Here is a 13,228-nt window from a genome sequence, read left to right on the forward strand (position 1 = left end):
CGGGTGTCACTGGTCGTCCTCGGACCTACGCGGGTGGCTGGGGGAGGGGGAAGCAGACGATCGGAAGGATCACGCAGTGCTCCGGCGGAAGGACCGGAAGGGCGGAGCTCTGCGAGGTGGTCGTGGCGGACTCGGAGGCCTGGGTGTTCGCCGCGGCGGTGGTGCCGGGGACGAGCAGAAGCACGCTCAGCAACAGGGTGGCTGAGACCGAACCGAGTGACCGGCGGATGGGCATGGTGTTCCTTTCGTTGGGGACACCGTCATGCTGCGCGGCGGCCTTCACACGCCGTTCGCGCCCTTCTGCTGTGGGCAGGAGGGTCTGGCGCGGGTGGTGCGGCACCGGAAGACTGGCCGCATGACGAGACTTCTGGTTCTGGGCGGTACGGAGTTCGTGGGGCGTGCGGTCGCGGAGGAGGCGATCGCGCGGGGGTGGGAGGTCACCGTCTTCCACCGGGGGACGCGCGCGTCGCCCGCCGGGGCCGAGGTCCGGCACGGTGACCGTACGGAGGAGGGTGGGCTCGCCGCTTTGGCGGAGGGGGAGTGGGACCTGGTGGTCGACACCTGGTCGATGGCTCCCGTGGCGGTGGCCGAGGCGGCCCGTTTGCTGCACGGCAGGGTCGGCCACTACTCCTACGTCTCCAGCCGTTCCGTGTACGTCTCGCCCGCTGAGCCCGGAGCCGATGAGGGCGCTCCCGTGGTGGAGGCCTCCGTTGACGACGACGGCACCGACTACGCGCGGGCCAAGCGCGGCGGTGAGCTGGCGGCGGAGGCGGTGTTCGGTGACCGGTCGCTGTTCGTCCGCGCGGGGCTGATCCTGGGGCCGTACGAGAACATCGGTCGGCTGCCGTGGTGGCTGAACCGGGTCGCCCGGGGCGGGCCGGTGCTGGCTCCCGGGCCGAGGGAGCTTTCGCTCCAGTACGTGGACGCGCGTGATCTCGCGGCCTGGACCCTGGACGCGGCGGAGAAGGGGCTGAACGGGCCGTACAACATGGTCAGCCCGATCGGGCACACGACCATGGAGGGCTTCCTGTCGGCGTGCAGGGAGGTGACGGGGTCGGACGCGGAGTTCCGGTGGACCTCGCCCGAGGTCATCGCGGACGCGGGGATCGCCCCGTGGCGGGAGTTGCCGATGTGGCTGCCTCCGGGGGAGCTGCACGGGTTCCTGCACCAGGGGAACGTCGATCGCGCGCTCGCGACGGGGCTGCGTTGTCGGCCGGTGGAGGAGACCGTCGCGGACACGTGGGCGTGGCTGGAGTCCGTGGGCGGGGAGGCGGAGCAGCGCCCGGACCGTCCCAGGGTGGGCCTGGACCCCGAGGTCGAGGCCCGCGTCCTCGGGTTGTGAGGTTCCCAGAACTGGCCTACGGGCCGGAGCGTGGCACGAAGGAGTTCACGCAGGACCCCAGGTGAGATCCGGGGTCCTGCGTCATGCCTTGGTCAGCTGAGTCGGACTCCGGCGAGGAACGCGCGCCACTCCGGCGACGCGAACGCCAGGTGACCATGGTCCCTGTTCTGGGTGTCGCGGACGGCGGCGCCAGTGGGGAGGTCCGCGACCTCGACGCAGTCGCTGGCGTTCGCACTGTGTGAGGACTTGCGGTAGCGGGCAACTTCGACGCAGTTCTGTCCTTGGCCACTGCTGTAGGACGACTTGTGGAAGGTGAGTTCGGTGGTGTGGGGGTGCATCGTCGGGACCTCCGCTGGGGGTGGGGGCACTGACTGACTCATGCACGGTTCTGCCTACGGCTACACCTCGTGTGCAGAGGAAGACGTCCTGAATTTTGTCCCCGGAGCCACGCCGCCCGACTTCGATAGGTCTCACTGAACTCAGGGAGGCGCCTACTGTTGCCGCATGCGAGTTGACGACCAGCCACGCGGTGCGGTGGCCATCATCGCCAACGGCCAGGGCGACCTCCTGCTGCACCTGCGCGACGACTTTCCCTACATCGCGTGGCCCGGCCACTGGTCGGTGCTGGGTGGCGGGTGCGATCCGGGCGAAGGCCCGCGTCAGGCGATCGTGCGCGAACTGGACGAGGAGGCCGGACTGGCCGTCGATGACCTCGTTGAACTGTTCGAGATCCCCGACGTCCACGGCTCCGGCCAGCTCATCACCTTCTACGCTGGGACCTGGGAAGGCGAGGCCGCCGCCCTTCCGCTCACTGAGGGAACCAAGCTCGACTGGGTCTCTCCCGACCTTCTCGACGCTCTGCTGATCCCGCCCTTTGTCCGTGCCGCCCTCCACCTCTACCTGGCTGACTGCCCCTGACGTTCGGCTCCCTGCCCAACTGTGGACAGTTGAGCTCGCTTCCGGCCCACTCGGCAGCGGGGTACAGCGCTCCTGGATGAGTACGTAGAAGGCCCCAACAGGTTCTGTCAGGGCCTCTCCGCTTTGTTGCAGGCTATCCGCGACGAACGGCGCCCAGGAGTGCCCCCCACTCCCGCCCAGAGAGCAGGAAGTGGCCGATCTCCGGGTTCTGGGAGTCCCGCACAGCAGCCGTGCCTTCCCCGGCGTCGGCGTACTCGACGCAGTTGTTGGGGTTGCTGTAGCTCGACTTGCGGAAGTCGAGCCTGTCGTCAGTGGTGGATGAGTACATCAGTCGAGTTTCCTAGCTGATCAGGGACCTTAGGTAGTCGGCTACGCCGTCAGGGTCCATGGACTTCGACACAAGCAAGTCGAAGATTCGGCGGTAGCGGTCGACTTGAGGACGTTTGTCGAGGTACAAGCCATCTTCATCAGCTTCGACGAAGACCGCATCCATGTCCGGTGTAATGAACTTCAAGATCGTGAAGGGGCCACCCATACCAGGGTGCAGTCCAGCGGCAGGCTGGAGCACTTGAAGGGTGATGGAGTTCGTTGCCTCGGCAACGTTGGCAAGATGCTCCACTTGGCGACGGTGAAGACCTGGGTCTGACGCCGCGAGCAGATCCAGAGCACGTTCATCGATGATTGCCCACAGGTCGATGGGCTCTTCCCTGCGGAGTAGGAGCTCCTGTCTCCGCATGCGGGCCTCAACGACTCGTTCCACTGCGGCTGGTTCTCGAATCAAGGTGGCATGTGTGATCGCAGCCGCGTACTCAGGTAGCTGCAGCAAGCCAGGGATGTACTGGAGCTCGAACACCCTGAGCCCTGTGACACCGGCTTCCAAGCTCGTGTAGTCGCTGGTGAGTACGTCGTCGTAGCGACTCCACCAGCCACGCTTCCTGGATTGACGGGTCAGTTCGAGGAGCGTTTCGCGCTCTCGCTTGTCCCCGACCTTGTAGACGTCGAGCAGCAGCCGGATGTCGCTGACGGCAGGGTATTTCGATCGGCCTGTTTCGATGTTCGAGATCTTGGTGGTCGACCATTCGAGCTCGTCGGCAACCTGCTCAGCGGTCATGCCCGATTCGAGGCGCTTCGTCTTCATCTGTGCAGATAGTTGGCGCCGTGCGACGGGTGCGCTGCTCACATCGACCTCCTCAGGGGACGTCGCCGATCGTATCGCCGTTGAGCCAGAACCGGACATTTCGCAACTCCTTAGCGTGATAGTTCGATCGACTGTATCTTGAATCAGGTATTGCGACTCGAAACTTTCGAGTCCAGTATGGAGACATGCTCATCCACCGCCGCCTTCGTCCAGCGGCACCCGAAGAAGGAGTCGCCCGTGCGATCCCTGAATCTGTCCGCGCTGGCATGCGTGTGCCATCTCGCGTCCGTGGCGTTCCATCGCCGTCGTCCCAGGCAGGCCGCGCGTGTGCGGGCCTTCGCCACGAACCTCCGCCGCACCACTGTTCGTTCCCGTGGTCCGGTAATCCCCGCGCCCCGAAGGCCGATCGACTCCGTCCCCATGCAGGTCTTGGAGGTCGTCCTGTTCGGGCTGCGGCGTTTGGCGGTGGCCTCGTGAGCGTGTTCTCCCCCGAGCTGACCCACCGCGAGACCACGGTCCCGCTAGCGAGCTTCATCAAGCCCTTCCACGCCCACTACTTCTCCCGGACCGTGGGCACCCCGTTCCGTAAGCGCAAGTACGCCTTCGCTGGGCTGCCCGGCCTCATGCCCCTCGTGCGGGCGTTCCTGGACACCAGCGCAGCCGAACGCTCCATCGACTACCGGTTCGTCTTCACGTTGCTGGGGTCGGAGTTGGCCAACAACGCCATCGCCCACTCGCTGTCGAGCGAGCACGGCAGCACCTACTCACTCACGGTGGACCGGGGCGCGACGGGGATGACGTTGACCTGCCAGGACCAGGGCGCCCGCCAGCCCGTCGAACCGGGTCCTTTCACCGCCGCGACCCCCCAGGAAATCGCGACGGGGACGGCGAAGGGCAAAGGGCTCGCTCTCATCGACACCCTCGCGGACCGGTGGGGCGACAACGGCAACCCGAAGTTCCGTCAGGTCTGGTTCCACCTCTCCTACGACCTCACCCACAACCCCTGGATGCACATCAACACTGAAGAGGACGAGGTGGAGTGCTGATGTTGGACGTGGACACCCGGGATCTGCTGGCCGTGGCCGAGGACGCCTTGACCGCCCCATGCCATCTCACTCCCGCTCAGCTGGATGTGTGGCACAACCACACCCTGCGCAACCGCCTCCCCCTGGTCCTGGAGGCCCTACGCGTCGCTCGCGAGGAGAGCGACGCCGAACTGGCGATACAGCTGCTTGACCAGGCCATCCACGATCACCCCGTACCCACACGGGTACCCGGCAACAGGCCCGTAGCGCGAACAGTCCCGAAGCAGAACAACCCCCGTTCGGAGTCGCTGCCGGTCCCCGAACACGTGTTGTGCGCCCTGCTGCACAAGCACTGGAACATGACTGTGGAGGGCCAGGTCCCCAACGAGACCTTCGTGGCTCGCCGCCCTCTGGGCTGGTCCGGCGATGGAGACCCCTACGAACGCATCACCGCACCTGACCGCTCCGAACTCCTGAGGTTGCTCGCTCACCGGCACCTCGGTGTTCACAGGAGTGACCCGGAACCTCCGCCCGCTGCCTGAGAGGTTCCGAAGCCAGCCCATGAAAAAGCTCTGGCGGGTGCACCAACACCCCCAGAGCAGGCCGACAACAACCACCCATTGAAAGAAAGCGATTGCCGACATGGCCATTGTGCCGCACACCCCTGCCCTGGAACACACGAACAGCCCGCCCGACGAGCCTCGGTGGGAGTGCCGCGTCTACCCCGGTCAGCTCTCCCAGACCAGCCAGGTTCGCGCCGACCTCGCCTCCGACCTCGGCCGGATGGCCAGTCTCCCGGCCGAGGTGCGGGAAGAGATGGTGTTGTGTCTGAGCGAGATGTTCGCCAACGCCTGCGAACACTCCCGCTCCGGACAGGACCCCGATGGCCGGGTGGTCCGGACCTTGGACCTGCCCCGGCCTGGGACGGTGCGGGTCTCGATCATCGATGACGGCGCCCGCACCGACGCTACTGCCGATACCTCTCCGAGGGTCCCGCGTCATCGGACGCGCAAGGAGCGGGACGAGGCCGAACGCGGCCGGGGCCTGCTGATGCTCGGCCACCTCGCCACCCGATGGGGATTCCGGCCGGTGCTGGACTTCCCCTTCTGTGCCGGGCTCGGCACCGTCATCTGGGCCGAGTTCACCCACCCCGCCCTGACCACCCTGTCCGCTGGTGGGGACACCTGTGGTGGAGGTGCCCGATGACCGGACACCAGGTCAGGGAGGAGATCCGTTCGGTGCTGACCGCACCCCGAGGCCACCGCTTCCCCCGCCCGCACACACGCTCACCCCAGCCCGCCGTTCCGGCCCTGGAATCAGCCTCCGCCTGGACCGAGACACACCAGGCCCGTCAGGAACGCCTGCTGCGCCAGATGCGGGGCAACCCCCGGGTGGCGTACATGCTCGAACACGGACCCCTCCCGCACTGGGTGCACGTGGCCCGCCAACACCGCGAACGAGCCGCACGCCAAGCAGCCGAGGCCGCTACCCATGCCGAAACCGAGCGCGCGCTCCCCCGGGGCCGCCACCGCGCGCCCCGCCCCTGGTGGGGATGGCCCGCCACCGCCATCAGCTCCACCCTGCTCCTGGGCCTCAACGCCCTGGAGATCCTGGGCCAGAACCTCACCCACCACATCGGCATCCTGACCTGAACCACCCAGAGGTCGGGGCCCGGCAGATGTCGTGTCCCGACCACCCCCGCAAGCGAGGGGAGCAGACGGCTGTGCCGCCGTTCCGGGGCGTCGCGGAGGGGTCCATCCCGCGCACGGGAAACAGAACGGCCCTCAGAGAGCTTCTGAGGGCCGCTGGTCTCCTCACGAGTGCGGGGAGCAGTCTCGTTGGCCTGCGCCTTCACGAGTGCTGAGGCGTCATTTCCGTGCGTTGCTGAGAATCAGCTATTACACCCAGTCCCACATGTGCACCTCCACAAGTCGACGGAACCGTAGTTCAACTCCGTCAGACTAACGACCTCTCGTAACCATGGGCAATATCCTTTTTTGTCCGTTCCGAATTTCGACGTGCCCCGAGGAGAAATACAGGCGCACTTCTGGGTGAGTGAACTCGGGGCCAGAGCGGCTGGTATCGGCGGGCCGAGGCCTTCCACCTGCGAGGAACGACGCTCCGAGCATCATCGGCCACCTGGTCGCGGCCGGACGGCGCACGGGAAGGAAGCCCGCTCCGAGGGTCGTACCCCTGAGCTAGTCTCCGCGCCATGCTCTTGGACTCGATCACCCTCCAGGCCGACGATCCCGCCACGCTGGCCCGCTTCTGGTCGGAGGCCCTGGGGGTGCCGACCGTGAGTCGAGGGCCTGCCGGTTTCCTGCTCCCCGCTCCGGGGGTGCCGCTACGCGTCATCCCGGCACCGTCCCCCTCCACCCCTCGGTCGGAAACGGCCATCACTCGGCTGCACCTCGACCTCAACGGCGGGAGAGACCACCGCTCCTGGGCCCGAACCCTGTGCTCACGGGGCGCGTCCCCCCGCGACGTGGGGCAGGGGGACGTGCCCTGGGAGGTGCTGGCCGACGTCGAGGGAAACCTGTTCTGTGTGATGCCCGGTGATCGCTACGAAGAGGCAGGACCCGGGCTGGGATCACTGCCTGTGGACTCCGCGCGCCCTCGGTCCGATCGGGACTTCTGGGCCCGGGTCACCGGCTGGACACCCACCGAGGGGAGTGCCCCGGAGCTGCGTCCCCCGCACGGTCCCGGCATCCGCTTGGCGTTCTGCGACGAGCTCGGTCCCAAACCCGAGACCGAACCGAACCTCATGGGCCTGGCCCTACGCCTCGATGAGGACGAACGGGAGGCCGACGCCCTGGAGTCGTTGGTGAAAAGGGGAGCGGTTCGTGTGGAAACCGAGGACGGGGCGCCCTGGCATCTGCTGACCGACCCTTCGGGAAACGAGTTCAGACTTCTGAAACCGCTGAGCTGAATTCTCGGAGGGGTCCGTGAGTGAGGCGATCAGTATCGGATACCGGTGAGGTCGTATTCGGCCTGATGAGCGATGTGGTTCACCGACAGTGCTCGAACCAAGGGGCCAATGAGGACCGTGTCCGTTTCTCGACAACGTGCGGAAATGGCCGACGGTCCGCGCAAACCACCGAGCGCCCGGGGGCATCCCATCAAGTGACATCCCCCGACCCTGGAGCCCCTCATGGCCTATGCGTCCTCCGGTGACAGCAGCCCCGGAACAGCCCTCACCGTCGCCATCCTCACGCTCGTGTGCTGCAACCTGATCGGCGGCGTCGTCGGCGTGGCCTTCGCGGCGGTGGCGATGGGCAAGGAGGACGAGGAGGAGCGGGCCCGCTTCACCGGCTACGCCTGGACCGCGATCGTCGTCGGTCTGGTGCTGAGCGTGCTGGGGGCCCTGCTGTTCTTCTGAACCGGGACGGCGAGGGACCGCGCTGGCCCCTCGCCGCCGGTCAGACCGCTTGGTCCGCCTTGCGCGTGCTCACCGTCAGCCGTTCGCGGGAGTCGTTGACATCCACCTGGATGGAATCCCCCTCGGTCAGCTCACCCGAAAGCAGCTCGCGGGCGAGCGGGTCCCCGATGCTCGACTGCACCAGGCGGCGCAGCGGCCGCGCACCGTAGTTCGGGTCGTATCCCGTCAGCGCCAGCCACTCGCGGGCCGCCGGGGTCACGTCCAGCGCCAACTGCCGGTCGGCCAGACGGCGGGCCAGCTTGTCCACCTGGAGGTCGACGATCCTGGTCAGGTCCTCGGTGGAGAGCGCGTCGAACATGATCACGTCGTCCAGGCGGTTGAGGAACTCCGGCTTGAACGTGGCCCGCACGACGTCCATCACGCGTTCCCGGCGGGTGGCCTCGTCCAGCGACTGGTCCACCAGGAACGGGGAACCGAGGTTGGAGGTGAGGATGAGGATGGTGTTGCGGAAGTCCACCTGACGGCCCTGGCCGTCGGTGAGGCGCCCGTCGTCCAGCACCTGGAGCAGGGTGTCGAACACCTCCAGGTGGGCCTTCTCCACCTCGTCCAGCAGCACCACCGTGTACGGGCGGCGCCGCACGGCCTCGGTGAGCTGGCCGCCCTCCTCGTAGCCCACGTACCCGGGGGGCGCTCCCACCAGGCGCGACACCGAGTGCTTCTCCGAGTACTCGCTCATGTCGATGCGCACGATCGCGCGCTCGTCGTCGAACAGGAACTCGGCCAGCGCCTTGGCCAGCTCCGTCTTGCCCACGCCGGTCGGACCGAGGAACAGGAACGACCCCGTGGGGCGGTCCGGGTCGGAGATCCCCGCCCGGGCACGGCGCACCGCGTCGGACACCGCCTGGACGGCGTCCCGCTGCCCGATCAGCCGCTGCCCCAGCTCGTCCTCCATACGCAGCAGCTTGGAGGTCTCGCCCTCCATGAGCCGACCCACGGGGATACCGGTCCAGGAGGAGACGACGTCGGCGATCTCGTCGGCGCCCACCTCGTCCTTGACCATGGTGTCCCCGGCGTTGGCCTCGGCGTTCTCCTCGGCCTTGGACGCCTCCTCGACCTGCTTCTCCAGCTGCGGGATGTCCCCGTACATCAGCCGGGAGGCCTCCTCGAAGCGGCCCTCGCGCTCGGCCAGCTCCGCCTTCGTGCGCATCTCGTCCAGCTGGCCCTTGAGGTCACCGACCCGGTTCAGCCCGGCCTTCTCCTGCTCCCAGCGGGCCACCAGGCCGGTGAGCTGCTCCTGGCGGTCCGCGAGGTCGGCGCGCAGCCGCTCCAGCCGCTGTTGGCTCGCGGGGTCGGACTCCTTGTCGAGCGCCATCTCCTCCATCTTGAGGCGGTCCACCGTGCGGCGCAGTTCGTCGATCTCCACCGGGCTGGAGTCGATCTCCATGCGCAGCCGGGACGCCGCCTCGTCGATGAGGTCGATCGCCTTGTCCGGCAGGAACCGCGCCGTGATGTAGCGGTCGGAGAGCGTCGCGGCGGCCACCAGGGCGGAGTCCGAGATCTGCACCTTGTGGTGCGCCTCGTAGCGCCCCTTGAGGCCGCGCAGGATCGCGATGGTGTCCGCGGCCGACGGCTCGCCCACCATGACCTGCTGGAAGCGGCGCTCCAGCGCGGGGTCCTTCTCGATCTTCTCCCGGTACTCGTCCAGGGTGGTCGCGCCCACCATGCGCAGCTCGCCCCGGGCCAGCATGGGCTTGAGCATGTTGCCCGCGTCCATGGCGCCCTCGGCCGCGCCCGCGCCCACCATGGTGTGGAGTTCGTCGATGAACGTGATGACCTGCCCCTCGGACTCCTTGATCTCCGAGAGCACCGCCTTGAGCCGTTCCTCGAACTCGCCCCGGTACTTGGCGCCCGCCACCATCGCGGACAGGTCGAGGCTGATCAGGCGCTTGCCGAGCAGCGACTGCGGCACGTCTCCGGCCACGATGCGCTGCGCCAGACCCTCGACCACCGCGGTCTTGCCCACGCCGGGCTCACCAATGAGCACGGGGTTGTTCTTGGTGCGGCGGCTCAGGACCTGGATGACCCGGCGGATCTCGCCGTCCCGGCCGATGACCGGGTCCACCTTGCCCTCGCGGGCGCGCTCGGTGAGGTCCACACCGAACTTCTCCAGCGACTGGAAGGTGTCCTCCGGGTTCTCCGAGGTGACCTTCCCGGTGCCGCGCACCCGCTCGAAGGCCTCCAACAGCGTGTCCGGGGCGGCACCGGCCTCGTTGAGCAGGCGGGCGGCCTCGCCGCCGTCGGTGGCCAGCCCGACCAGCAGGTGCTCGGTGGAGACGTACTCGTCCTCCATCTGCTGCGCGCGCTGGGCGGCGGTGTTGATGGAGACGATGAGCTGGCGCGAGGAGGACGGTGAGCTGACCGTCGAACCGGCCGCCTTGGGCAGGGCGCCGATGGCGGACTCGACCTTGTCCTTGAGCTGGTCGGGGCTGGCGCCGACCTCCTTGAGCAGCGGTCGGGTGATGCCCTCGGCCTGGTCGAGCAGGGCGTTCAGCAGGTGCAGCGGTTCGGTCTGCGGGCTGCCGTCGGCGGTGGCCTCACGGATCGCGGCGGCCAGGGCCTCCTGGCTCTTCCGCGTGAGCTTGTAGTTCATGTCCGGTTACCCCTTCCACAGAATCTGTTACTCAGAGTGATCATGTGGGGCCGTCTGAGACCGTTCCCCGAACGGTGGCCCCCGGGTCCGTCAGCCCTGGCCCGGACCGCTCCGGCCGGTGTCGTCCCGACCGGCCTGACCGCTCTGGCCGCCCGGCCCTCCGGAGCCCTGGCCGCCCGTCGGGCCGCCCTGGCCCTGGCCGCCGGGGCCGCTCTGGCCACTCGGCCCCTGACCACCGGGGCCGCCCTGGCGGCCCTGGTCGGGGTCCTCGGGCTCGGCGGTGTTGAAGATCGTGACGCGGGTGCGACGCACCAGCTCCCCGCGCACCGGCCCGCCCTCGGGACGGGCCGGACGGCCCCGCCGGGACACCGCCCGGCGGGCCGCCTCAAGCTCGTTGGCCAGGTGGAACGCCTGCTCACGCAGCTGCTCCACCTCGTGCTGCAACTCCAGGATCCGCTTGATCCCGGCGAGGTTGATGCCCTCCTCCTGCGACAGGCGCTGTACCTCGCGCAGCGTCCGAACGTCGCGCATGGAGTACCGGCGGCCCCGGCCGGACGTGCGGCCCGGAGAGACGATCCCGAGCCGGTCGTACTGCCGCAGCGTCTGCGGATGCATCCCGGCCAGCTCAGCGGCCACCGAGATCACGTAGACCGGTGCGTCGGCGCCGAAGGCAGGATCGTTCACGTTGTTCACGCGCCCTTCGCCCGCGCTTCGAGCCCGTCGCGCGGGTCGTAGTCGGAGGTCGCCGCGCGGAACTTCTCCAGGGCCTCGCGGGCCTCGCCGTTGAGTGTCCTGGGCACGTCCACCTCGAAGGTGACCAGCATGTTCCCCGTGGTGCCGTCCTTGCGGGTGGCGCCCTTGCCGCGGACCCGCAGCGTGTGCCCGTTCCGGGTGCCCGGCGGCACCTTCACGGTCACCGGGAAACCGCTGAGGGTGGGGACCCGCACCTCGGCGCCCAGGGCTGCCTCGGGGAAGGTCACCGGGACCGTGATGGTGACGTTGTCGCCGCTCCTGCCGAACACCGGGTGTCCCTTCACGTGGACGACGACGTAGAGGTCACCGTTGGGGCCGCCGTGCTCGCCGGGGGCGCCCTTGCCCTTGAGGCGGATGCGCTGGCCGTCGCTGACACCGGCCGGAATGCGGGTCTGGATGGTGCGGGTGCTCTTGCCGCGCCCGCTGCCGGTGCAGGTGGGGCAGGGGTCGTCGACCACGAGGCCGCGTCCCTTGCACTCGCTGCACGGCTCGGACAGCGAGAAGCCGCCCAGGTTGGTGCTGTCGTGCCCGGTGCCGCTGCACTTGGGACACATGCGCGGGGCCGTGCCGGCGCGCGCTCCCGTGCCCTTGCACGTGGGGCACGGGGCCTCGCTGCTCAGCTGGAACGAACGGGTCACCCCGTCCGCGGCCTCGCGGAAGCTCAGTGTGGTCTCGGTCTCGATGTCGGACCCGCGCCTGCTGCGGGTGGCGGTGCCACCCCGCCCGCGGTTGCCGAACAGTCCGCCGAAGAGGTCGCTCAGGCGTTCCCCGCCCGCGGCCCCGCCGCCGGTGCTCTGACCGAAGATGTCGCTCATGTCGAACCCGCCGGGCCCGGCGCCGCCGGGCCGGTACGACCCGCCGAACATGGAGCGCGCCTCGTCGTACTCCTTACGGCGCTTCTCGTCCGAGAGGACGTTGTACGCCTCGGAGATCTCCTTGAAGCGGTCCTCGGCCTGGGGGTCGTCGGTGTTCGCGTCCGGGTGGTTCTCCCGGGCCAGCTTGCGGTAGGACGACTTGATCTCGTCCTTGGAGGCCGTCTTTGAGACTCCCAGGACCTTGTAGTAGTCCTTCTCCAGGTAGTCCTTGGTGCTCATCGACTGGTGCCTTCTCCCGCTGGTGCCGGTTGCGTCCGATGTTTCCACGTGGCCCCGTACCGCTGGGGTGCCGGGGGCGACCCGGAGCCGTGACCGACGTTCTCACGTCGGCCACGGCCGGGTCATGTCCGCCCCGGGCCTTCCGCTGTCGCTTCGGCCCGGATCGGGTTACTGCTTGTCCTCGCCGCTCTCGGCGGTGGAGTCGTCGGCGTCCGAGGACGTGTCGGCGGACTCGTCGTCCCCCGCGCCCTCCAACGGCTCACCGACCACCACGCGGGCGGGGCGCAGAACCCGCTCACCCATGCGGTACCCAGGCTGGAACACCTCGATCACCGTCTGGACGGAGATGTTCGGAACCGGAACCAGGGTGAGCGCCTCGTGGACGTTCGGGTCGAACTCGTCGCCCTGCTCCGCGTAGCGCTCCAGGCCCAGCTTGGTGGCCGTGGCCTCCAGGGCCTCACCCACCGCCTTGAACCCGCCGTTGAGCTCGTCGTGCTCACGGGCCCGGCCGATGTCGTCCAGGATCGGCAGGAGTTCACCGACGACCTGGGCGGTGGCCACCTCGCGGACGGCCACGCGGTCGCGCTCGACACGCTTGCGGTAGTTGGCGTACTCCGCCTGCACCCGCTTGATGTCGTTGGTGAGCTCGATGACCCGCTCGTCCGCGTTGATCGCCTCGGTCACCACGGACTCCGGGGTGTCCGGAACCTCGGGGACGTCCTCGATCTCGGCCTCGACGACCTCGGGCTCCTCCTCGGCGGCCGTGGCCTCCTCGGCGGACTCGCCCTCGGGCGTGCGGACCTCACCGGTCTCGGGGTCGATCCTGCGGTTGTCGCGGATCACCGGACCCTGGTCCTCGTCACCCGTCTCCGGGTTGTTCTTGTCCGACGGCGCCATGTCCGACGCTCCCTCCTTCCTCAGCCGTCTCC

Annotated in this window: 15 protein-coding genes and 1 pseudogene; 8 read left to right on the top strand and 8 right to left on the bottom strand. The window is 68.4% G+C overall.

What is annotated here, in order from left to right; genetic code table 11:
- Positions 1-25 precede the first annotated feature (25 nt).
- Positions 26-235 (bottom strand): hypothetical protein, encoded by a 210-nt coding sequence (locus tag AC0VYM_RS02125; protein ID WP_475458336.1) that lies wholly within the window; start codon positions 233-235, stop codon positions 26-28.
- A gap of 120 nt (positions 236-355) precedes the next feature.
- Between AC0VYM_RS02125 and AC0VYM_RS02130 the strand changes: the two genes are divergently transcribed.
- The gene (locus tag AC0VYM_RS02130) at positions 356-1,342 is read left to right on the top strand and encodes an NAD-dependent epimerase/dehydratase family protein (RefSeq protein WP_475458338.1); all 987 of its coding nucleotides are present in this window, start codon (positions 356-358) and stop codon (positions 1,340-1,342) included.
- Positions 1,343-1,434: 92 nt separating this feature from the next.
- Here the strand turns inward: AC0VYM_RS02130 and AC0VYM_RS02135 are convergent, their stop codons facing one another.
- Complete coding sequence (locus AC0VYM_RS02135) at positions 1,435-1,680, bottom strand: DUF397 domain-containing protein (protein WP_475458340.1); 246 nt, start codon at positions 1,678-1,680, stop codon at positions 1,435-1,437.
- Between the two features lie 166 nt (positions 1,681-1,846).
- Here AC0VYM_RS02135 and AC0VYM_RS02140 point away from each other — a divergent pair, with 166 nt between their 5' ends.
- Positions 1,847-2,260 carry an NUDIX domain-containing protein gene (locus tag AC0VYM_RS02140; protein ID WP_475458342.1) on the top strand — a complete coding sequence of 138 codons (414 nt, stop codon included), beginning with the start codon at positions 1,847-1,849 and terminating at the stop codon, positions 2,258-2,260.
- Between the two features lie 133 nt (positions 2,261-2,393).
- Here the strand turns inward: AC0VYM_RS02140 and AC0VYM_RS02145 are convergent, their stop codons facing one another.
- Positions 2,394-2,588, bottom strand: coding sequence for a DUF397 domain-containing protein (locus AC0VYM_RS02145; protein ID WP_475458344.1), 195 nt, complete (start codon positions 2,586-2,588; stop codon positions 2,394-2,396).
- A gap of 12 nt (positions 2,589-2,600) precedes the next feature.
- Complete coding sequence (locus AC0VYM_RS02150; RefSeq protein WP_475458346.1) at positions 2,601-3,440, bottom strand: helix-turn-helix domain-containing protein; 840 nt, start codon at positions 3,438-3,440, stop codon at positions 2,601-2,603.
- 431 nt (positions 3,441-3,871) lie between these two features.
- Between AC0VYM_RS02150 and AC0VYM_RS02155 the strand changes: the two genes are divergently transcribed.
- The 6 genes from AC0VYM_RS02155 (at position 3,872) to AC0VYM_RS02180 (ending at position 7,802) form a co-directional block, all read left to right on the top strand.
- Entirely contained in the window at positions 3,872-4,444 is a 573-nt protein-coding gene (locus tag AC0VYM_RS02155) for an ATP-binding protein (RefSeq protein ID WP_475458348.1), read from the top strand.
- Positions 4,444-4,965, top strand: coding sequence for a hypothetical protein (locus AC0VYM_RS02160; RefSeq protein ID WP_475458350.1), 522 nt, complete (start codon positions 4,444-4,446; stop codon positions 4,963-4,965). The genes AC0VYM_RS02155 and AC0VYM_RS02160 overlap by 1 nt, the downstream gene beginning before the upstream one ends.
- Before the next feature lie 100 nt (positions 4,966-5,065).
- Entirely contained in the window at positions 5,066-5,629 is a 564-nt protein-coding gene (locus AC0VYM_RS02165; RefSeq protein WP_475458353.1) for an ATP-binding protein, read from the top strand.
- Positions 5,626-6,075, top strand: a complete 450-nt coding sequence (locus tag AC0VYM_RS02170) for a hypothetical protein (protein WP_475458355.1) — start codon at positions 5,626-5,628, stop codon at positions 6,073-6,075. The genes AC0VYM_RS02165 and AC0VYM_RS02170 overlap by 4 nt, the downstream gene beginning before the upstream one ends.
- A 560-nt stretch (positions 6,076-6,635) precedes the next feature.
- A complete protein-coding gene (locus AC0VYM_RS02175) occupies positions 6,636-7,352 on the top strand; it encodes a VOC family protein (protein ID WP_475458358.1) in 717 nt (238 codons plus the stop codon).
- Between the two features lie 222 nt (positions 7,353-7,574).
- Entirely contained in the window at positions 7,575-7,802 is a 228-nt protein-coding gene (locus tag AC0VYM_RS02180; RefSeq protein ID WP_475458361.1) for a hypothetical protein, read from the top strand.
- Positions 7,803-7,842: 40 nt separating this feature from the next.
- Here the strand turns inward: AC0VYM_RS02180 and clpB are convergent, their stop codons facing one another.
- From clpB to grpE, 4 genes and pseudogenes are all read right to left on the bottom strand, one after another.
- Positions 7,843-10,452 (bottom strand): ATP-dependent chaperone ClpB, encoded by a 2,610-nt coding sequence (gene clpB / locus AC0VYM_RS02185; protein ID WP_475458363.1) that lies wholly within the window; start codon positions 10,450-10,452, stop codon positions 7,843-7,845.
- Between the two features lie 207 nt (positions 10,453-10,659).
- Positions 10,660-11,145 (bottom strand): annotated as a pseudogene (locus AC0VYM_RS02190) (heat shock protein transcriptional repressor HspR); the annotation flags it as partial.
- On the bottom strand, positions 11,142-12,299 hold the full coding sequence (gene dnaJ / locus AC0VYM_RS02195; RefSeq protein ID WP_475458365.1) for a molecular chaperone DnaJ: 1,158 nt from the start codon (positions 12,297-12,299) through the stop codon (positions 11,142-11,144). The pseudogene AC0VYM_RS02190 and the gene dnaJ, both read right to left, overlap by 4 nt.
- A gap of 168 nt (positions 12,300-12,467) precedes the next feature.
- A complete protein-coding gene (grpE, locus tag AC0VYM_RS02200; RefSeq protein WP_475458367.1) occupies positions 12,468-13,196 on the bottom strand; it encodes a nucleotide exchange factor GrpE in 729 nt (242 codons plus the stop codon).
- Positions 13,197-13,228: the final 32 nt, after the last annotated feature.

The organism is Nocardiopsis sp. iso_237 (assembly GCF_056173345.1).